17 protein-coding genes and 3 pseudogenes are annotated in these 21731 nt (G+C 49.1%); 9 read left to right on the top strand and 11 right to left on the bottom strand.

Annotated elements, in window-relative coordinates:
- Window positions 1-22: 22 nt before the first annotated feature.
- From adiY to melR, 3 genes are all read right to left on the bottom strand, one after another.
- A complete protein-coding gene (gene adiY / locus C1P89_RS17075) occupies window positions 23-784 on the bottom strand; it encodes a DNA-binding transcriptional activator AdiY (RefSeq protein WP_001217059.1) in 762 nt (253 codons plus the stop codon).
- A 324-nt stretch (window positions 785-1108) separates the two neighbouring features.
- Window positions 1109-3376: an arginine decarboxylase gene (gene adiA / locus C1P89_RS17070; RefSeq protein WP_077085681.1), complete on the bottom strand. Its 2268-nt coding sequence runs from the start codon at window positions 3374-3376 to the stop codon at window positions 1109-1111.
- Between the two features lie 198 nt (window positions 3377-3574).
- Window positions 3575-4483, bottom strand: coding sequence for a transcriptional regulator MelR (gene melR / locus C1P89_RS17065; protein ID WP_001090769.1), 909 nt, complete (start codon window positions 4481-4483; stop codon window positions 3575-3577).
- A 282-nt stretch (window positions 4484-4765) separates the two neighbouring features.
- On the opposite strand from melR, the gene melA reads away from it, so the two are divergent.
- From melA to C1P89_RS17035, 5 genes and pseudogenes are all read left to right on the top strand, one after another.
- Entirely contained in the window at window positions 4766-6121 is a 1356-nt protein-coding gene (gene melA / locus C1P89_RS17060; RefSeq protein WP_000988032.1) for an alpha-galactosidase, read from the top strand.
- Between the two features lie 102 nt (window positions 6122-6223).
- Window positions 6224-7075: pseudogene (melB, locus tag C1P89_RS17055) on the top strand (melibiose:sodium transporter MelB); the annotation flags it as partial.
- A 93-nt stretch (window positions 7076-7168) separates the two neighbouring features.
- Window positions 7169-8397, top strand: a protein-coding gene (locus tag C1P89_RS17050) for an IS3-like element IS2 family transposase (protein ID WP_167553805.1) whose coding sequence is annotated in 2 segments (ribosomal slippage) — window positions 7169-7484 and window positions 7484-8397 — 1230 coding nt in all. Because the reading frame shifts where the segments join, the coding sequence is not laid out codon by codon here.
- A gap of 11 nt (window positions 8398-8408) precedes the next feature.
- Window positions 8409-8981: pseudogene (locus C1P89_RS17045) on the top strand (MFS transporter); the annotation flags it as partial.
- Window positions 8982-9198: 217 nt separating this feature from the next.
- Window positions 9199-9896 (top strand): IS1-like element IS1A family transposase gene (locus C1P89_RS17035; RefSeq protein WP_237158182.1). Its coding sequence is split into 2 segments (ribosomal slippage): window positions 9199-9448 and window positions 9448-9896, totalling 699 coding nucleotides; the frame shifts between segments, so codons are not numbered across the junction.
- Here C1P89_RS17035 and C1P89_RS17030 read toward each other — a convergent pair.
- From C1P89_RS17030 to C1P89_RS17010, 5 genes are all read right to left on the bottom strand, one after another.
- A complete protein-coding gene (locus C1P89_RS17030; protein WP_000198732.1) occupies window positions 9831-10526 on the bottom strand; it encodes a DUF2238 domain-containing protein in 696 nt (231 codons plus the stop codon). The two genes, C1P89_RS17035 and C1P89_RS17030, sit on opposite strands and share 66 nt — an antisense overlap.
- A gap of 122 nt (window positions 10527-10648) precedes the next feature.
- Window positions 10649-12295, bottom strand: a complete 1647-nt coding sequence (fumB, locus tag C1P89_RS17025; RefSeq protein ID WP_000066681.1) for a class I fumarate hydratase — start codon at window positions 12293-12295, stop codon at window positions 10649-10651.
- A gap of 77 nt (window positions 12296-12372) precedes the next feature.
- A complete protein-coding gene (gene dcuB / locus C1P89_RS17020; RefSeq protein WP_000899522.1) occupies window positions 12373-13713 on the bottom strand; it encodes an anaerobic C4-dicarboxylate transporter DcuB in 1341 nt (446 codons plus the stop codon).
- Between the two features lie 570 nt (window positions 13714-14283).
- Window positions 14284-15003: a two-component system response regulator DcuR gene (gene dcuR, locus C1P89_RS17015; RefSeq protein ID WP_000611285.1), complete on the bottom strand. Its 720-nt coding sequence runs from the start codon at window positions 15001-15003 to the stop codon at window positions 14284-14286.
- Complete coding sequence (locus C1P89_RS17010; RefSeq protein ID WP_001216495.1) at window positions 15000-16631, bottom strand: sensor histidine kinase; 1632 nt, start codon at window positions 16629-16631, stop codon at window positions 15000-15002. Before C1P89_RS17010 ends, dcuR begins: the two co-directional genes overlap by 4 nt.
- 180 nt (window positions 16632-16811) lie before the next feature.
- Between C1P89_RS17010 and yjdI the strand changes: the two genes are divergently transcribed.
- The 4 genes from yjdI (at window position 16812) to ghoT (ending at window position 18050) form a co-directional block, all read left to right on the top strand.
- Entirely contained in the window at window positions 16812-17042 is a 231-nt protein-coding gene (yjdI, locus tag C1P89_RS17005; protein WP_000371698.1) for a 4Fe-4S mono-cluster protein YjdI, read from the top strand.
- An 11-nt stretch (window positions 17043-17053) separates the two neighbouring features.
- Entirely contained in the window at window positions 17054-17326 is a 273-nt protein-coding gene (locus C1P89_RS17000; RefSeq protein WP_000405647.1) for a GNAT family N-acetyltransferase, read from the top strand.
- 226 nt (window positions 17327-17552) lie between these two features.
- A complete protein-coding gene (gene ghoS / locus C1P89_RS16995; RefSeq protein WP_000398619.1) occupies window positions 17553-17849 on the top strand; it encodes a type V toxin-antitoxin system endoribonuclease antitoxin GhoS in 297 nt (98 codons plus the stop codon).
- Between the two features lie 27 nt (window positions 17850-17876).
- A complete protein-coding gene (gene ghoT / locus C1P89_RS16990; protein WP_001173343.1) occupies window positions 17877-18050 on the top strand; it encodes a type V toxin-antitoxin system toxin GhoT in 174 nt (57 codons plus the stop codon).
- A 118-nt stretch (window positions 18051-18168) separates the two neighbouring features.
- On the opposite strand, the gene lysS is transcribed toward ghoT, so the two are convergent.
- The 3 genes and pseudogenes from lysS to C1P89_RS16975 form a co-directional block, all read right to left on the bottom strand.
- Window positions 18169-19686, bottom strand: coding sequence for a lysine--tRNA ligase (gene lysS / locus C1P89_RS16985; protein ID WP_001295086.1), 1518 nt, complete (start codon window positions 19684-19686; stop codon window positions 18169-18171).
- A gap of 236 nt (window positions 19687-19922) precedes the next feature.
- Window positions 19923-21380 carry a dipeptide/tripeptide permease DtpC gene (dtpC, locus tag C1P89_RS16980; RefSeq protein ID WP_000856831.1) on the bottom strand — a complete coding sequence of 486 codons (1458 nt, stop codon included), beginning with the start codon at window positions 21378-21380 and terminating at the stop codon, window positions 19923-19925.
- Between the two features lie 58 nt (window positions 21381-21438).
- Window positions 21439-21696: pseudogene (locus C1P89_RS16975) on the bottom strand (Orn/Lys/Arg family decarboxylase); the annotation flags it as partial.
- Between the last annotated feature and the right edge of the window lie 35 nt (window positions 21697-21731).

The raw sequence follows: 21731 nt of genomic DNA, 5'->3' as shown, positions 1-21731 counted from the left end.
AGCTCTTCGTTAAGGTTAAAAATCAGGCGACAGTTCGTTCTCTGTGCTGACTAACATAATGCAGCGGCGTCATACCGTAGAAGTCTTTAAAGACAGAAATAAAGTACGACGTACTGTTGTAGCCGCAGGACTGTGATACCTGAGAGATATTTTTACCGTCCATCATTAATTCATTTACGGCATAACGCATGCGGCAGGTGGTGATTATTTGGCTATAACTGGTGTTTTCGCTTTTCAGCTTTTTCTTTAACAGACTTGGGCTAAGACATAAACAACTGGCTACCATACTAAGATTCCAGTCTTTGTGAATATCGCTTTCAATAATTTGATAAACGCTGTCACTTACACAATTACGTAACATATACATCATTAATGAAAGGAATTTTTTACTGTCGAGAAAACGGGATAGCACCGTGAATAATAATGCGCGTGTTCGTTCCTTTTCTGACTCAGTTTCTGCGGGCATCATGCTGTGTTGCGCGGCAACGCGAAAGACGTCTGGCGTCAGGCATGGCAGGGTGAGTATGGGCGTAGCGCTACGTTGCCATACTGGTATTTGCGAGAGATCTTTATTCAGAAACCGGAGGTAATCTTTGATGATGTCGTGACTAATATGAGCAACCAAAGTGTTGTTAAGAGAGGAGACGTCGATAATATTATTTTCACAATTTAATAACGCCATATGGTTAGCTTTAAGGCTAATAGGTTCTTTCCCATTCACCCTTATCCAGACATCTTTTTCAGTCAATAAAACAATACAAGGTTGGTCGCTGCAAATCCTCATACATGTACTCCTGAGTGCGAATAAAAGACCAGTTCTCGCTAAAGCAAAGCGATACCGGGAAATGGTTATATAATTGTATGATGAATATAAACATGCATAAAAATAACGAGTTTTACTAATATTACAAATTTTTATAGTAATTTCTCATGTACATATTTTTTTACAGGATAAATAACAGGCAAAAAAAAGCGCGGGGTGGGGCCGCGCAAAAAGTATGACATTTTTGTTTGCAGCAATTTTTATGAAAACGTTGCCATACTCAAAAGGCCTAAGGCCAGGCGGCGTAATGTTATTTAAACAATTACGCCTTCAGCGGAATAGTGGTTACGCTTTCACACACATAACGTGGTAAATACCGTCAATAATTTCAGTCCCTTCAGTTTCGTGTTCAAATCCAGGGAAATGGTGGTCCCAGGATTGCAGCGAGCGTAAATAACTTACTTGCGGACTGTTTTTATCGCCGAAGTTTTCACCAGACAGCAGCATCGGGATTCCTGGCGGATATGGGATAACTGAGTTTGCCGCGATGCGTCCTGGCAGATTTTCAATGGATACCAGTTCGACATTGTTGTCGACAATCGCGTTGTACGCTTCACGCGGGGTGATTTCCGCCACCGACAGGCCGGAATAGGCTTCGTTCAACCGTGCGCCAGGGTTGTTTTCTTTCAGCCAGGCAAACATGGTGTCACCCAGATCGTGAATCCCCATGTTCGCGTAAGTGTCAGGATATTGTTCAACAAGTTCCGGCATCACCTGCGCCAGCGGTGTGTTGGCGTCATAGTGGCGTTTGAAGGAGCAAAGGGTGTTAACCAGAGTTCCCCATTTCCCACGGGTTACGCCCATAGAGAACAGGAACATAATTTGGAAGTCAGTGGTGCGGGTAGGCACAATGCCGTGGCGACCAAGCCAGGCAGTGACCAGCGCCGCCGGAACACCGGTTTCTTCCAGTTCACCATCTTCACCCATTCCCGGAGCAAGGATGCTGACTTTAATCGGGTCGAGCATACTCCAGTTATCCGGAATATCTTTGAAGCCGTGCCAGCTTTCGCCCGGATGCATTACCCAGCAGTCCTGAACGGTGGTCAGCAGTTTGGTTGGTGCGTCAGCAAAGTCATAGGTTTTGCCGGTTTGTGGGTCGGTGACGACTTCTTTGTTCCACGGTTTGAAGAACCAGCTACCGTCAGCGGTGAACTCTTTATACAGCCGCGCCATCGCCTGACGGAAATCAACCGCTTCGTCGATCACTTCCTGCGTCAGTGACAGGCCGCTGTTGCCGTCCATCATCGACACCGCCACGTCGTTGGATGCGCAGATGGCATACAGCGGGGAGGTGGTGGCATGCATCATGTAGGCCTGGTTGAAGCGGGAGAAGTTAATCGCCCCACGACCTTCACGTACATGAATATAAGAAGCCTGTGAAAGCGCATTCAGCAGTTTGTGGGTGGAGTGGGTGGCGAAAACGGTAGGACCGTTGTGATCGCCAGGTTCGCCGCGCATGGCATAGTGATCGGCATAGATCGGGTTGAAACGTGCATAGCCGTACCAGGCTTCGTCAAAGTGCAGACGATCGGAGGTTTTTTCCAGCAGATCCTGCGCTTCTTTAGCGTTATAACACACGCCGTCATAGGTGCAGTTGGTCACCACGCAGTAAGACGGTTTTTGCCCGGCTTTGTCTTTAGTCAGCGGGCTTTCACTGATTTTCTTCTGCAAGGTTTCAGGTTGCATTTCCTGCGGATAGATTGGCCCGATAATGCCGTAGCGGTTGCGGCTTGGCACCATGTAGACCGGTTTCGCGCCTGTCAGCATCAAGCCTTGTTCGATGGATTTATGGCAGTTACGGTCAACGACCACGACATCGTTATCGGTCATGCAAGCCTGCATGATGGTGCGGTTAGAGCCGGAAGTACCGACGACTACCGACCAGGAGCGATCGGCACCAAATACGCGTGCGGCATATTTTTCGCTTTCGCCAAATGCGCCAGTATGGTCAAGCAAAGAACCGAGGGAAGTTCGTTCGATGCCCATATCGGTGCGGAACAGATTTTCACCATAGTAGTCATGGTAGAAACGTCCGGCGGGTGTTTTGGTAAAACCAACGCCGCCCTGGTGGCCTGGCGCTGCCCAGGAATATTCATGGATGTCGCTATATTTCATCAGCGCGCTGAACAGTGGCGGCAACAGCTGCTGGCGGTAGCGGGTCATCGCGGCAACAGCGCGTCCGGCGATAAAGTCGGCGGTATCTTCCAGAATCCAGGCGAATTCATCGACAAGCTCCAGCAGGTCGCGATCCATTGCGGCGAGGGCTTTTTCCCGATCGCCCAACAGGAAGACCGGCACGTTTTGTTGGCGCTCATGAAGCTTACCGATCAATTGTCTGACGTTTTGATGTTCGTCCGGATGTTCCATTTGATAGCTGAACATCAGGCAGTCAATGGCTTCGTTTGAAGAGAGAATGGCAAAACCATCATCAAAGGAGGTGGATTTAATCACGGTAACATTTTGCTGGCTTAAAGCATCTGCCAGACGCTCAACGGCGTTACCGACCCAGGTGTCTTGATGGAGAAACTCGCTTTCAACAATTAATACTTTCATCATTGCTTACCCGGTTATGAAGGAATCTTCGTTGCGGGCAAGTATCTTCCGGCCTTTTCGGGCTGTAAAGCGCGTGAAAAACAAACATTTTTGAAATATTTATTTTTATAAACAATGCGTTATGTGATTATTTTAAATTATTTTCACTGCTTATTATCGACGGCTAAACTATTTTTTTGGCTGATACTGATATCGTCTTTAGCCGGGAAACGTCTGGCGGCGCTGTTGGCTAAGTTTGCGGTATTGTTGCGGCGACATGCCGACATATTTGCCGAACGTGCTGTAAAAACGACTACTTGAACGAAAGCCTGCCGTCAGGGCAATATCGAGAATACTTTTATCGGTATCGCTCAGTAACGCGCGAACGTGGTTGATGCGCATCGCGGTAATGTACTGTTTCATCGTCAATTGCATGACCCGCTGGAATATCCCCATTGCATAGTTGGCGTTAAGTTTGACGTGCTCAGCCACATCGTTGATGGTCAGCGCCTGATCATAGTTTTCGGCAATAAAGCCCAGCATCTGGCTAACATAAAATTGCGCATGGCGCGAGACGCTGTTTTTGTGTGTGCGCGAGGTTTTATTGACCAGAATCGGTTCCCAGCCAGAGAGGCTAAATCGCTTGAGCATCAGGCCAATTTCATCAATGGCGAGCTGGCGAATTTGCTCGTTCGGACTGTTTAATTCCTGCTGCCAGCGGCGCACTTCAAACGGGCTAAGTTGCTGTGTGGCCAGTGATTTGATCACCATGCCGTGAGTGACGTGGTTAATCAGGTCTTTATCCAGCGGCCAGGAGAGAAACAGATGCATCGGCAGATTAAAAATCGCCATGCTCTGACAGGTTCCGGTATCTGTTAGTTGGTGCGGTGTACAGGCCCAGAACAGCGTGATATTACCCTGATTGATATTCACTTTTTCATTGTTGATCAGGTATTCCACATCGCCATCGAAAGGCACATTCACTTCGACTTGACCATGCCAGTGGCTGGTGGGCATGATATGCGGTGCGCGAAACTCAATCTCCATCCGCTGGTATTCCGAATACAGCGACAGCGGGCTGCGGGTCTGTTTTTCGTCGCTGCTGCACATAAACGTATCTGTATTCATGGATGGCTCTCTTTCCTGGAATATCAGAATTATGGCAGGAGTGAGGGAGGATGACTGCGAGTGGGAGCACGGTTTTCACCCTCTTCCCAGAGAGGCGAGGGGAGCGTCCGAGCATCATGAGGCCGAAAACTCTGCTTTTCAGGTAACTTATTACCATAAACTCAGATTTACTGCTGCTTCACGCAGGATCTGAGTTTATGGGAATGCTCAACCTGGAAGCCGGAGGTTTTCTGCAGATTCGCCTGCCATGATGAAGTTATTCAAGCAAGCCAGGAGATCTGCATGATGACTGCACCCAAAATTACATTTATCGGCGCTGGTTCGACGATTTTCGTTAAAAATATTCTTGGTGATGTGTTCCATCGCGAGGCGCTGAAAACGGCGCATATTGCCCTGATGGACATTGATCCCACCCGCCTGGAAGAGTCGCATATTGTGGTGCGTAAGCTGATGGATTCAGCAGGGGCCAGCGGCAAAATCACCTGCCACACCCAACAGAAAGAAGCCTTACAGGATGCCGATTTTGTCGTGGTGGCATTTCAGATTGGCGGTTATGAACCTTGCACGGTGACTGATTTCGAGGTCTGTAAGCGGCATGGTCTGGAACAAACCATTGCCGATACGTTGGGGCCGGGCGGTATTATGCGCGCGCTACGTACCATTCCGCATCTGTGGCAAATTTGCGAGGACATGACGGAAGTCTGCCCCGATGCCACCATGCTCAACTACGTTAACCCAATGGCGATGAATACCTGGGCGATGTATGCCCGCTATCCGCATATCAAACAGGTAGGGCTGTGCCATTCGGTGCAGGGAACGGCGGAAGAGCTGGCGCGTGACCTCAATATCGATCCGTCCACGCTGCGTTACCGTTGCGCTGGTATCAACCATATGGCGTTTTACCTGGAACTGGAGCGTAAAACCGCCGACGGCAGTTACGTGAATCTCTACCCGGAACTGCTGGCGGCTTATGAAGCAGGGCAGGCACCGAAGCCAAATATTCATGGTAATACTCGCTGCCAGAATATTGTGCGCTACGAAATGTTCAAAAAGCTGGGCTACTTCGTTACGGAATCGTCAGAACATTTTGCTGAATACACGCCGTGGTTTATTAAGCCAGGTCGTGAGGATTTGATTGAGCGTTATAAAGTACCGCTGGATGAGTACCCGAAACGCTGCGTCGAGCAGCTGGCGAACTGGCATAAAGAGCTGGAGGAGTATAAAAACGCCTCCCGGATTGATATTAAACCGTCACGAGAATATGCCAGCACAATCATGAACGCTATCTGGACTGGCGAGCCGAGTGTGATTTACGGCAACGTCCGTAACGATGGTTTGATTGATAACCTGCCACAAGGATGTTGCGTGGAAGTAGCCTGTCTGGTTGATGCTAATGGCATTCAGCCGACTAAAGTCGGTACGCTACCTTCGCATCTGGCCGCCCTGATGCAAACCAACATCAATGTACAGACGCTGCTGACCGAAGCTATTCTTACGGAAAATCGCGACCGTGTTTACCACGCCGCGATGATGGACCCGCATACTGCCGCCGTGCTGGGCATTGACGAAATATATGCTCTTGTTGACGACCTGATTGCCGCCCACGGCGACTGGCTGCCAGGCTGGTTGCACCGTTAAAACGCGACTAAACGCTACTGCGCCGGGGGATTTATTCCGGCGCACACCTCTGACGATACCAATAACAGAAGGCGGGCGTTGGTAACAGCGACCCGATACCCTATGAGCATTTCAATGACTACAAAACTCAGTTATGGATTTGGAGCGTTCGGGAAGGATTTTGCGATCGGCATTGTGTATATGTACCTCATGTATTACTACACCGATGTCGTTGGGCTGTCTGTGGGTTTGGTCGGTACTTTGTTTCTGGTGGCGAGGATCTGGGATGCTATTAACGATCCGATTATGGGATGGATTGTAAATGCTACGCGATCGCGATGGGGTAAGTTCAAACCCTGGATCCTGATCGGTACGTTGGCAAACTCTGTAATCTTATTTCTCCTCTTTAGTGCGCATCTGTTTGAAGGTACTACTCAGATTGTCTTTGTTTGCGTGACCTACATCCTCTGGGGCATGACTTACACCATTATGGATATTCCCTTCTGGTCGCTGGTTCCAACCATCACGCTCGATAAACGTGAGCGTGAACAACTGGTTCCTTATCCGCGTTTTTTTGCCAGTCTGGCGGGCTTTGTTACGGCAGGTGTGACGCTACCATTTGTTAATTATGTCGGCGGTGGCGATCGGGGATTTGGCTTTCAGATGTTCACACTGGTACTGATCGCCTTTTTTATTGTTTCAACCATCATCACTCTGCGCAATGTGCATGAAGTCTTTTCGTCAGACAATCAACCGTCTGCTGAAGGAAGCCATCTGACACTTAAAGCCATCGTTGCGCTAATTTATAAAAACGATCAGCTTTCATGCCTCTTGGGTATGGCTCTTGCTTATAATGTAGCCAGCAACATTATTACCGGATTTGCTATCTATTATTTCTCATATGTTATCGGTGATGCGGATTTGTTCCCCTATTATCTGTCGTATGCGGGAGCTGCTAACCTGGTGACGTTAGTATTTAGACTGGCCCCCTGAATCTCCAGACAACCAGTATCACTTAAATAAGTGATAGTCTTAATACTAGTTTTTAGACTAGTCATTGGAGTACAGATGATTGATGTCTTAGGGCCGGAGAAACGCAGACGGCGTACCACACAGGAAAAGATCGCAATTGTTCAGCAGAGCTTTGAACCGGGGATGACGGTCTCCCTCGTTGCCCGGCAACATGGTGTAGCAGCCAGCCAGTTATTTCTCTGGCGTAAGCAATACCAGGAAGGAAGTCTTACTGCTGTGGCCGCCGGAGAACAGGTTGTTCCTGCCTCTGAACTTGCTGCCGCCATGAAGCAGATTAAAGAACTCCAGCGCCTGCTCGGCAAGAAAACGATGGAAAATGAACTCCTCAAAGAAGCCGTTGAATATGGACGGGCAAAAAAGTGGATAGCGCACGCGCCCTTATTGCCCGGGGATGGGGAGTAAGCTTAGTCAGCCGTTGTCTCCGGGTGTCGCGTGCGCAGTTGCACGTCATTCTCAGACGAACCGATGACTGGATGGATGGCCGCCGCAGTCGTCACACTGATGATACGGATGTGCTTCTCCGTATACACCATGTTATCGGAGAGCTGCCCACGTATGGTTATCGTCGGGTATGGGCGCTGCTTCGCAGACAGGCAGAACTTGATGGTATGCCTGCGATCAATGCCAAACGTGTTTACCGGATCATGCGCCAGAATGCGCTGTTGCTTGAGCGAAAACCTGCTGTACCGCCATCGAAACGGGCACATACAGGCAGAGTGGCCGTGAAAGAAAGCAATCAGCGATGGTGCTCTGACGGGTTCGAGTTCTGCTGTGATAACGGAGAGAGACTGCGTGTCACGTTCGCGCTGGACTGCTGTGATCGTGAGGCACTGCACTGGGCGGTGACTACCGGCGGCTTCAACAGTGAAACAGTACAGGACGTCATGCTGGGAGCGGTGGAACGCCGCTTCGGCAACGATCTTCCGTCGTCTCCAGTGGAGTGGCTGACGGATAATGGTTTATGCTACCGGGCTAATGAAACACGCCAGTTCGCCCGGATGTTGGGACTTGAACCGAAGAACACGGCGGTGCGGAGTCCGGAGAGTAACGGAATAGCAGAGAGCTTCGTGAAAACGATAAAGCGTGACTACATCAGTATCATGCCCAAACCAGACGGGTTAACGGCAGCAAAGAACCTTGCAGAGGCGTTCGAGCATTATAACGAATGGCATCCGCATAGTGCGCTGGGTTATCGCTCGCCACGGGAATATCTGCGGCAGCGGGCTTGTAATGGGTTAAGTGATAACAGATGTCTGGAAATATAGGGGCAAATCCAGTATTCTTCCCACGCTTAGTTAAATCATTATCCCGACGCATTTTATGGGCCGGAGCATCTATTCTTCCGGTGTTAAGCTGTGGTGTTCTCCTGTTAATGGCATTAATGAGCTATCACAACGTCGTCCTCATTGTGATTGCGGGTATTTTGCTGAATGTGGGAACGGCGCTTTTCTGGGTATTACAGGTCATCATGGTGGCAGATACCGTTGATTACGGTGAATATAAACTGCACGTACGCTGTGAAAGTATCGCTTACTCCGTGCAGACTATGGTGGTGAAGGGCGGTTCAGCCTTTGCGGCTTTTTTCATTGCGGTTGTGTTAGGGATGATTGGCTATGTACCGAATGTTGAACAGTCTACGCAAGCCCTATTAGGTATGCAGTTTATTATGATTGCTCTACCAACTCTGTTTTTCATGGTAACGCTGATTCTCTACTTCCGTTTCTATCGCCTCAATGGCGACACGCTGCGCAGGATCCAGATTCATCTGCTGGATAAATATCGCAAAGTACCGCCCGAGCCTGTTCATGCTGATATTCCGGTCGGTGCAGTGAGTGATGTGAAAGCCTGACGTGGACAATAGCTAACGAAAATGGCCTGATGCGATATGTTTATCAGGCCACGTCTTAATGTAATGCTTTGGATTTGCAAATTTTGTAGACCGGATAAGGAATTCACGCCGCATCCGGCATCAACAAAGCGCACGTTGTTATCCGGTTATCAAGCCAAAGCGGGTGATGCTGCCAACTTACTGATTTAGTGTATGATGGTGTTTTTGAGGTGCTCCAGTGGCTTCTGTTTCTATCAGCTGTCCCTTCTGTTCAGCTACTGACGGGGTGGTGCGTAACGGCAAAAGCACTGCCGGACATCAGCGCTATCTCTGCTCTCACTGCCGTAAAACATGGCAACTGCAGTTCACTTACACCGCTTCTCAACCCGGTACGCACCAGAAAATCATTGATATGGCCATGAATGGCGTTGGATGCCGGGCAACTGCACGCATTATGGGCGTTGGCCTCAACACGATTTTACGTCACTTAAAAAACTCAGGCCGCAGTCGGTAACCTCGCGCATACAGCCGGGCAGTGACGTCATCGTCTGCGCGGAAATGGACGAACAGTGGGGCTATGTCGGGGCTAAATCGCGCCAGCGCTGGCTGTTTTACGCGTATGACAGTCTCCGGAAGACGGTTGTTGCGCACGTATTCGGTGAACGCACTATGGCGACGCTGGGGCGTCTTATGAGCCTGCTGTCACCCTTTGACGTGGTGATATGGATGACGGATGGCTGGCCGCTGTATGAATCCCGCCTGAAGGGAAAGCTGCACGTAATCAGCAAGCGATATACGCAGCGAATTGAGCGGCATAACCTGAATCTGAGGCAGCACCTGGCACGGCTGGGACGGAAGTCGCTGTCGTTCTCAAAATCGGTGGAGCTGCATGACAAAGTCATCGGGCATTATCTGAACATAAAACACTATCAATAAGTTGGAGTCATTACCGCCAAAGCGCCGTAGCTGGCGGCAATGAAAGCGAGCGAGGAATATCACCGTCGTTAATGCGCCAAGCAGCGCGCAGAACATATCGGATTGCGTGTCCCACTGGTCGCCCTGGGTGCCGAGAAAATCATCCGCTCCCTGGCCCATTGCCAGCGCCGCCCACCACTCGATTAATTCATACATCGCGCTTATCGCCAGCGCCACGCAGCAGACTAGGAACGCCACCATTTTACGTCCGCGCACGTACATCCCGCGCACGAGAATTTCTCGTGCCACCAGTGCAGGCACCAGCCCCTGGAAAAAATGCCCCAGCTTGTCATACGGATTACGGCTCAACCCCAGCCATTCCTGCACCTCAAAACCGATGGGGACTTTCGCGTAGGTGTATTGCCCGCCGACCATCAGGATGATGGCGTGAAAGAAAATGAGCGTATAGAGCAGCGGCGTTAACGGATAACGTTTAGCGGTGGCAAGCAGTAGCGGCACGACAATAATCACCGGTGTCACTTCCATCAGCCAGGTGAGTTTGTCATGGGCCGAAATGCCGGTATAAATCAGGATTAACGTTAGCGCCAGTGCGCCGGTGTTAAGAATTAACGGTTTGAGTGTGCGGGTCATGGTGAGTTCGCAAGTCAGGGAAAATACTGACTATTCACCAGCAAGCATGAAATTACAATCGCAAAAGAGGTGGCCCAGGGGGATCACCTGGCAGCATGCTGCCAGGCGCTGGGCCGAAGAGGTTACTTAGTGCAGTTCGCGCACTGTTTGTTGACGATTTGCTGGAAGAAGTCGTTACCTTTGTCATCGACCAGGATAAACGCCGGGAAATCTTCTACTTCGATTTTCCAGATAGCTTCCATACCCAGCTCCGGATAAGCGACGCATTCCAGATGCTTGATGCTCTGCTGCGCCAGTACCGCCGCCGGACCGCCGATGCTACCGAGGTAGAAGCCGCCGTGTTTATGACACGCGTCGGTAACCTGCTGGCTGCGGTTGCCTTTCGCCAGCATGATCATGCTGCCGCCGTGGGATTGCAGCAGATCCACATAGGAGTCCATACGACCTGCGGTGGTTGGGCCAAGTGAACCTGATGGATAACCGGCAGGGGTTTTCGCCGGACCCGCGTAGTAGATCGGGTGATCTTTGATGTACTGCGGAAGTTCTTTACCGGCGTCAATCAGCTCTTTCAGCTTGGCGTGTGCAATATCTCGACCCACAATAATGGTGCCAGTGAGCGACAAACGAGTGGAAACCGGATATTGCGAAAGCTGGGCGAGGATCTCTTTCATCGGGCGGTTAAGGTCGACCTTCACCGCTTCGCCTTCACCGGCCTGACGCAGTTCTTGTGGAATGTACTGACCTGGATTGTGTTCCAGTTTTTCGATCCAGATACCTTCGCGGTTGATTTTCGCTTTAATGTTACGGTCAGCGGAGCAGGAGACGCCCATGCCTACCGGGCAGGATGCGCCGTGACGTGGCAGACGGATAACGCGAATGTCGTGCGCGAAGTATTTACCGCCAAACTGCGCGCCAAGACCGAGTTTCTGGGCCTCTTCCAGCAGTTCCTGTTCCAGCTGGACATCGCGGAACGCCTGACCATGTTCGTTCCCTTCCGTCGGCAGTTCATCGTAATAGTGAGCGCTTGCTAATTTGACGGTTTTCAGGTTGGTTTCCGCAGACGTACCGCCAATCACAAACGCGATATGGTACGGCGGGCAGGCTGCAGTACCGAGGGTACGCATTTTCTCGACGAGGAAGTTTTTCAGTTTGCCGGGAGTCAGCAGGGCTTTGGTTTCCTGGTAGAGATACGTTTTGTTGGCAGAGCCGCCGCCTTTCGCAACGCAAAGGAATTTGTACTCATCGCCATCTACCGCGTACAGGTCGATTTGCGCAGGCAGGTTAGTGCCGGTGTTGACCTCTTTGTACATGTCCAGCGCCGCGTTTTGCGAGTAGCGCAGGTTATCTTCGATATAGGTGTTATAGACGCCTTTCGACAGCGCTTCTTCATCACCGCCACCGGTCCACACGCGCTGGCCTTTTTTACCGACGATGATCGCGGTGCCGGTATCCTGGCAGGTCGGCAGCACGCCTTTGGCGGCGATTTCGGAGTTTCTTAAGAATTGCAGTGCCACGTACTTGTCGTTTTCGCTGGCTTCTGGATCGTGAAGAATAGCCGCAACCTGTTTCTGGTGTGCCGGACGGAGCATGAAAGAAGCGTCGTGAAAGGCTTGCTGCGCCAGCAGGGTCAGGGCTTCTGGTTCCACTTTCAGGATGGTTTCGCCGTCGAAGTCGGCAACGCTAACGTAATCGGAAGTGAGTAGATAGTATTCGGTATTGTCTTTCCCCATCGGGAAAGGTGCCTGGTAGATAAAGGGTTTGTTTGACATAGCTTCCAGCCTGTAACTCTGTATTTGTTATTCGAAAATGGCGTGCCGCGTAGTCACGGGCGGCACGCAAAGTGCATTTATAAGAACCCGTACATCGCGGCGAAGATCCAGCCGAAGACGCACGATACGCTCACACCAATCAACCCCGGCAGAATAAAGCTGTGGTTGATGACGAAGCGACCGATGTGGGTGGTGCCGGAACGGTCAAACTGAATCGCTGCCAGATCGCTCGGATAAGTCGGCAGGATGTAATAACCGTAGCAAGCCGGTGCTGAAGCCACGATGTATGCCGGATCAACGCCGATCGCCAGCGCGACCGGAACAATCGCCGCCAGCGCCGCAGCCTGAGAGTTTACAAACTTGGAAACCAGCAGCAGAACAATGGCATAGGCCCACGGATACTCTTTCACCATTTCACCCAGTACGCCCTGAATTTCAGACATATGCGCACCGAACATGGTTTCTGCCATCCATGCGATACCGTACACCGCCACGATGGCGATCATACCGGAACGGAAGACTTCGTTTTTTGAGATAGACGCGGGATTGGTTTTGGTCAGGATAATAATCAGCGCCCCGGTCAGCAGCATAAACATCTGAATAACCAGTACCATCGACAGCGGTTTGCCGCCGAAGGATGGACGCAGGTCCGAATCAGCACCAAGAAGGGCGACTACAGCGATTGCCCCGAGGAAAATCCACATTGCCAGCCAGTTGCTTTTCGGCAGTTTTTTGTCCAGCAGCGTCGCGGTATCACCGTAAACATACTCACGGTTTTCCGGTACGGAGATGAATTTCTGGAACTCTTCGTCTTTATCCAGATCTTTACCACGGAACCAGCTGAAGATACCGATCGCCAGGATACCGATTAACGTCGATGGAATGGTGATTGCCAGCAGGTCGAGGAACTCAAGATGGCGACCATCAAAGGTGACATTACCCAGCATTGCAACCAGAGACACGACCGCAACCGACACCGGACTGGCGATGATCCCCATCTGTGCACCGATAGAACTTGCCGCCATCGGACGTTCCGGACGGATGTTGTTCTTAATGGCGACGTCGTAGATGATCGGCAGAATGGTGTAAACCACATGACCCGTACCGCAAAGAATGGTCAGCGTACAGGTCACAAACGGCGCGACAATTGAGACATATTTCGGGTTGCGGCGCAGCAGCTTCTCGGCAATTTGCAGCATGACATCAAGACCGCCCGAAGCTTGCAAGGTCGCCGATGCCGCCACCACCGCAATGATAACCAGCATGACATCAACCGGTGGTTTACCTGGCTGAAGGTGGAAGACGAAGACCAGAATGACCAGACCGATACCGCCTAATAAACCCAGCGCGATACCACCCTTTCTGGCACCATAAAACAGACATATCAGTATTATGATAAGTTGGATAGTAAATAACATGTGTGAACCCTCGCGATAATCCTATTTAAATTTTTGCTGAATAGATCACAGTCACGTTCTGTTTTGTATGAACTGTTTTCAGAGCCTGACTAAATATCCGTTTGGTCGTTACCGGCTTTAGCAAATACCTCACAGTGAATATTGGCTGATTAAAGCAGCGGCAAATTTATGCACTGTGATAAGCGGCTTTTTCAGAGAGAAAGACTCTCTGGCGATGGGTTTATAGTTTGTACTGCGCAGATGTTAATGTTTTGTTTGCTGTTATCTTATTGATATTTATCGGTCTATTTTTTGTTCTCAGGGCAGATGTCATTAGGTTTATAGATTAATCTGATCTACCCATTTGTGGGTAAAAATACACATAATGCGGGTGACATAATAGTTAATTAACTTTTGTTAGCGTTTTGAAATTAAAAACACCGTTCACCTGAAGAGATATTAATTTTTAGCGATGATGCAGGGATAATTATATTTGATCTGGCACAAGTTTTACTGATGAAGGATGTAACTTGTGCCAGGGGTATTTTGCATTACGGTAATAATTATTACTTACAGATAACCAGCGATCCGTTATTGGCAATATTGTTTCAGTAGTGAGTAGTGTTCTGCCTGAATACGGTAACGGTAAACTGGACGCCCCGTGACGCCATAATGGATACTGGTGAACAAGATGTGGCAGTTGACCAGCCAGATGAGGTATTTACGGCAGGAAACACGCGAAATGTTAACCTCGTTGGCTAGCTCGTCGGTTGAAAATTCATAGTCCTGATGCGCGTCAATCCACTGGCACAGTGTGCGTAACGTCTGCGGCGTTAAGCCTTTTGGCAAGCGACGAGGATCCTGTTCGTTGGAGCTGCTGCCGTGGATTAGCTGATCAAGCTCGGCCTGGTCATAATACTGATGTTTTTCCAGCGCCATTTTCTTTTGCCGCCAGTCGGTGAGCGCCTCTTCAAAGCGGGAAGCCTGGAAGGGTTTGATCAGGTAATCCACGACACCGTAATGCAGCGAATCTTTAATGGTTGCCGCATCGGCTGCGGAGGAGATGACAATCACATCACTTTTGCAACGCGCGTTATGCAGGACAGGCAGTAAATCGAGCCCGTTCTCTTTTTGCATATAGATATCGAGCAATATCAGGTCGATAGGCGTATCGCTATTGAAGATAATCTCTTTGGCTTTCTCCAGCGTCGAGGCTGTTCCACAGCATTGAAAGCCTGGGATTTGTGCTACGTATCGGCGATTCAGCTCCGCGACCATTGCGTCGTCATCGATAATTAATACATTGATCATCTGTTCGACCTCTCCCCGTCCCAGGGTATCTGGACAAAAAATTGTGTGAAAATCCCGGGTTCCGATTCCACGGCGATGCTGCCGCCGAGATTTTCTACCTGTTGTTTGACAAGTGCTAAACCGACGCCTCGCTCGCTTCCTTTTGTCGAGACACCTTTGTCAAAAATGTGATCGATTTTGTCGGGTGCGATCCCCGGTCCATCATCGTTAACTTCGCAGTGCAGCCAGCCGTGACGGTAGTGCAATGTTACGCTAATTTCGCCACCGGGTTCCGGCCCTAATGCTTCCAGCGCGTTTTCTATCAGATTTCCCAATGTGGTAATCAGCGTCGCGACCTGGTCCTCACTGCCGCTGTCTGGCAGCTGGCTTTCACTGTTTAAAATCAGCGTATGGCCTAAATCGGTCGCGCGATTAATCTTGCTGATTAAAAAACCAGCGATAACCGGAGATTTGATCTTACCCAGCAGAGAGCCAATCTCTTCCTGATAGTTATTGGCTGTTTTTAGAATGTAATCTTCCAACTGCTTATAACTCTTCAGATGCAATAATCCGAGAATCACGTGCAATTTATTCATAAATTCGTGGGATCGTTCACGAAGTGCGTCGGCATAGTTGACCAGACCGTCGAGTCGCTGCATCAGTTTACGTACTTCGGTTTTGTCCCTGAAGGTTGAAATGGCACCGATGATAACGCCATTACTGCGCACCGGAACGGTGTTGATCAGTAATAGCCGGTCTTTAATCGTAATCTCTTCGTCGCGGCGCGGCGTACCGTCGCGTAACACTTCCGAGACATCTACCACCTGTGACCATGAGTGGCTGAGCGTCGACAGTTTCTCATCGTCCTGCGACTTACGGTAATTCAGCAATTCTTGTGCGGCATCGTTGATCAGCGTGACCTCGCCGCGATCGTCCACGGCAACGACGCCTTCTTTGATAGACTGCAACATGGCCTGGCGTTGCTCAAACAGCGTGGAGATTTCGTAGGGTTCCAGGCCGAAAAGGATTTTTTTCAGTACCTTAACCAGAATGCAGGTGCCAATCAGTCCGACCAGCATGCCAAATAATACCGACCAGATAATGCTCCAGCGACTGTCATTGATTTGTTGGGTCACGCGGCTTAACTCAAGGCCGATCGCCACCACGCCAATTTGTTTATGATTTTCATCGTAGATGGGGGTAAATACGCGTAAAGCCTGCGCCAGAAAACCGCGATTGATAGCGACATTTTCTTTGCCATTCAGCGCTTTAAGGATGTCATCACCTTTAAATGGCTGACCAATACGCTGGGCTTCAGGATGCGAGTAGCGAAGACTTTGCATATCGGTAACGACAATAAACAGCAGATCGTTGCGTTTGCGCACGGCTTCCGCGATGGCCTGGATGCCGCTCTCCTGCGGTTTTTTCTGCAAGCCCTGACGGATTTCCGGCGAGTTGGCGAGGGTACGCGCCACTGCCAGTGCCTTGTTGGCTAGCCCGTCTCGCGTCATATCACTGATTTGCGAGAAGTAAATCAGATGCACCACCAATAGCACCGAGAACAGTACCGCACTGACCATTAAGATCACTGTGGTACTCAATTTCATCGGACGTTTGCGTAACATGCGGTAGGGCAATGAATGTCTCATCAGCTTCCTTGTGTGACAAATTTCTTAAACATTATCTCTGATGAGGCGGGTAATTCAAAGGGAGTAAGAATGATTGGCTATATAGGGGAAGAGATTCTGGCAACGGAAACTGCCAGTGCTGTATGAAGATTCCAGGGCTATGCTTATAGCGATAATCATACTGATGAGAGAGGGAAAGTCATGGATCAGGCGCTACTGGACGAGGGTTATCGCTGTTATACCGGCGAAAAGATCGATGTCTATTTCAACACTGCGATATGTCAGCATTCTGGCAATTGCGTACGTGGCAACGGCAAGTTATTTAATCTCAAACGAAAGCCGTGGATCATGCCGGATGAAGTCGACGTCGCCACTGTGGTTAAAGTGATTGATACGTGCCCGAGCGGCGCGCTGAAATACCGTCATAAATAAGCGAGGGTAAAATGGAAATACGCGAAGGCCACAATAAATTTTACATTAATGACGAACAAGGCAAGCAAATCGCTGAAATTGTCTTTGTGCCGACTGGAGAGAATTTAGCGATTATCGAACATACCGATGTCGATGAAAGCCTGAAAGGGCAGGGGATTGGTAAACAGCTGGTTGCAAAAGTCGTGGAAAAAATGCGTCGGGAAAAACGAAAAATTATCCCACTATGCCCATTTGCGAAACACGAATTTGATAAAACGCGGGAGTATGATGATATTCGCAGTTGATGGGAGAGTACAGAGTCACGATATTTTTCATGCTCTCCGCGGAGTGATGCAGGAGAGCATCTGAAGGGTAGGGGGATGCACAAAGAATGGGCAGAGAGCGCGTTTTTTTGTCCCAAGTCATCCCCTTTACTGAGCAAAAAAAAGAATATCTCCTATATGAGAATCATCAATCGGGGTTATCAAGTTTTGCGTCCCCAGAGCATTCAATATTGATAGGAGTCATATTATGGAAGGTAAAAACAAGTTCAATACTTATGTTGTTTCTTTTGATTATCCATCATCTTATTCCTCAGTGTTCTTAAGGTTAAGATCATTGATGTATGATATGAATTTCTCTTCTATCGTGGCTGATGAATATGGGATACCACGACAATTGAATGAAAATTCCTTCGCAATAACGACATCGTTAGCCGCAAGTGAAATCGAAGATTTAATCAGGCTTAAATGCTTAGACTTACCGGATATTGATTTTGACCTCAACATTATGACAGTTGATGACTATTTCCGTCAGTTTTACAAGTAGCCAGGAAGGATAAGAAGAACATAAAAAATGGCACTATTCTCTAAAATATTAATTTTTTATGTGATTGGTGTGAACATATCCTTTGTCATTATCTGGTTTATCTCACATGAGAAAACACATATTCGTTTACTTAGTGCATTCCTGGTCGGAATAACCTGGCCAATGAGTCTGCCTGTGGCATTACTTTTTTCTCTCTTTTAGGAGCTGTAGTTGAGTGGACCCGCTGGTTATCGTGAAACGAAGCGTCTCTCCTCAAAACTGGATTTGCGGAACGACGAACGAAGCAGTCGCCTGACTGCTTCGTTCATTAAAGTGAAATTTATTTCTGTGGGCGCATCGCCGGGAAGAGAATAACGTCGCGAATAGTATGACTGTTTGTAAACAGCATAATCATTCGGTCGATACCAATACCCAGACCAGCGGTTGGCGGCAGACCATATTCCAGCGCAGTTACGTAATCTTCGTCATAGAACATGGCTTCGTCGTCACCTGCAGCTTTAGCGTTAACCTGTTCCTGGAAACGTTCAGCCTGATCTTCTGCGTCGTTTAATTCGCTAAAACCATTACCGATTTCACGACCACCGATGAAGAATTCAAAACGGTCGGTGATTTCCGGGTTAACATCATTACGGCGCGCCAGCGGTGACACTTCTGCCGGATATTCCGTAATAAAGGTTGGCTGAATCAGATGTGCTTCTGCCACTTCATCAAAGATCTCCGTGATAATACGTCCCAGCCCCCAGCTTTTCTCTACCGTAATTCCGATAGATTCAGCTAATGCTTTAGCAGCATCAAAATTATCCAGGTCGGCCATATCGGTTTCTGGACGATATTTTTTGATTGCTTCGCGCATGGTGAGTTTTTCAAACGGTTTGCCGAAATCAAACACATGCTCGCCATAAGTGACTTTAGTGGTACCCAGAACCTCTTGTGCCAGGGTGCGGAACAGTGACTCTGTCAGTTCAATCAAATCGTGGTAATCCGCATACGCCATGTAGAGTTCCATCATTGTGAACTCAGGATTATGGCGAACAGAAATACCTTCATTACGGAAGTTACGGTTGATTTCGAATACCCGTTCAAAACCGCCTACAACCAGACGTTTCAGATACAGCTCCGGCGCGATACGCAGATACATATCTAAATCCAGAGCATTATGATGGGTAATAAACGGGCGAGCAGATGCCCCACCTGGAATTACCTGCATCATCGGGGTTTCTACTTCCATAAAGCCGCGCGCGACCATGAACTGACGGATAGCGGCCAGAATTTTTGAACGGACAACAAACGTTTGACGGGATTTATCGTTAGCGATGAGGTCCAGATAACGTTGACGATAACGGACTTCCTGATCCTGCAGACCATGGAATTTATCTGGTAAAGGACGTAGTGCTTTAGTCAGCAGGCGCAACTCAGTACAGTGAATGGAAAGCTCACCCGTTTGCGTCTTAAACAGCGTACCGCGGGCACCGATAATGTCACCCAGATCCCATTTTTTAAACTGATCGTTATAAACACCTTCTGGCAGGCTATCTCTTGCAACGTACAGTTGAATACGGCCACCGACATCCTGCAACGTTACAAAGGAGGCTTTCCCCATGATACGACGGGTCATCATTCGGCCAGCAACCGAGACTTCAATGTTTAAGGATTCCAGTTCCTGGTTATTCTTCGCATCAAACTCTTCGTGCAACTGGTCAGAGGTATGGTCGCGGCGAAAATCATTGGGAAACGCCACACCTTGCTGACGTAGTGCCGCCAGTTTTTCGCGGCGATTTCTCAGTTCATCGTTAAAATCAATAGCCTCATTGGCTCCCCGTGTTTCTTGTTCAGACATTTTGGTTCCTCTAAATCCAGCTTTCAATTTAGCGTAGATAAAGAGACAGATCGGTACACTGTATTATCTGCCTCGACTATTAATAACTCAGTTTATCTTATCGAAACTAACGCTTACCTCAAGTTGATATCACTAATAAATAACCATCAAAATGGTTTAAATGACTTATTAATCTCGATTTACTAGTGTGATTAACTGAAAGTTAATTTATTCATAACCAATTGTTTTTACGACAGTTAATCGTTGCTCTCCTGTATCATATTCGTCGGCGTGCTAAACAGAAAACGGGTAGCAAAGGCCAATACGACGATGATCGCGACACAAGCCAACGTCCACTCTCCCATCTGAGAAAAGAATCGCTGGTAAGCTGCAATTACCATACCGCTAATTTGCGACTCTGTCGTCTGCTGTGCCACGACGCCTGCCAGCCAGTTGGCGACCGCGCCTGTTGCCAGCATATAAATACCGGTTAATACGCCAGACATTTTCAGACGCGTGATTTGCGCAATCGCCACCGGGTCAATAAAGAGTTCTGCAAAGCCCATTAGCGCCAACCCGGATATCATCACGCCCATTGACGCTTGACCGTCAGCCGCTGCATGTCGGGCATCAAATGCCAACAACATAAAGCCACAAGCCATCAGCAGTAAGCCAAAGGCAAACTTCAGCCAGACGCGCAATGTTGAGTTGCCGCGGCTTTCTGGCGACGCCAGCCAGGCCAGTACAACCCCAGCGAGCATCACTGCAATTGCATTCACCGACTGGAATAGTGCTGTAGGTACTTCAATATTGAATGCCTGACGATTCACAAAGCGATCGATAAACAAGCTGATGGTACTGCCGCCCTGTTGTGCCAGTACCCAGAACAACGTCCCGACAAACATCAACAATACAATTTGCCAAAGAGCACGGCGGTGTTCGGGGAATTTGATCATCATGCGGGCAATGATTTGTGCGGCAATGAGGCAAACGATCGCCAGCAAATATCCGGACCAGTCGTTCTCCAGCAGCAGGGTAAAAAATACTGGGGCTAAACAGAGCATCACCACTAACCAGCTCCATACTGGTAAGGCAAATTTGACGCTAGTGAGCGCTTTTTTATCCATACTACGCGTGGACTGGAAATGACGATGACCGCTTAAGAAAATCAACAAACCGATAAACATGCCGCCACCCGCAAGGGCAAAGCCAACATGCCATCCATACCACTGAGCAGCCAGGCCGCAGGCGATTGGGGCGGCGATAGAACCGATATTGCCCGCAGCATACAGCAGCGAAAAACCGCCATCACGTCGATGATCGTTCTCGTCGTAGAGCTCGCCAAGCAAACAGCTGATGTTTGATTTGAATAAACCGTAGCCACAAATAATGATTGCCAGCGCCAGATACAGGCTAAAGGTTGAATTTGTATCAATGCCCAGCACCACATGGCCAAGGGTCATTAACAGCGCGCCGGCAATCACTGCAGTGCGGTTGCCGAGCAGGCGGTCGGCAAGCCAGCCGCCGAGAATAGGGGTAACGTAAACCAGAGAAGCATATGCGCTGAACAGGCTGATGGCATGGTTATCATCAAAACCAAGCTGATGGGTGAGATAGAGAATGAGTAAGGCACGCATGCCGTAAAAACTGAAGTACTCCCAGATTTGGATCGCCACGATATAGTATATCGCGCGCGGCTGTGAGGGTGTTTTCATGTGTTCTCCTTATGAGCAAAAAAGGGAAGTGGCAAGCCACTTCCCTTGTACGAGCTAATTATTTTTTGCTTTCTTCTTTCAATACCTTAACGGTATAGCGGCCATCAGCCTGACGGTATGCACCGTGAATATCGGTTTCAAATCCCGGATAGTGAGCGCCGATTTCACACAGCATCTGCAGGAACTCCAGAACCGGACGGCTTTCTTCGGTGATCATTTCACCCGGCATTACCAGAGGAACTCCCGGCGGATACGGAAGGATCATATTGGCGTTAATACGACCTACCATTTCGTCGAGGTAAACTTCTTCGGTCATACTGAGGTGTACTGGCAATAGCGGACACTACCATT

This window comes from Shigella sonnei (assembly GCF_002950395.1).
Lineage (GTDB): Bacteria > Pseudomonadota > Gammaproteobacteria > Enterobacterales > Enterobacteriaceae > ECMA0423.
The sequence above is the reverse complement of the archived record's forward strand: the minus strand, read 5'-3'. Positions and strand labels throughout refer to the sequence as shown.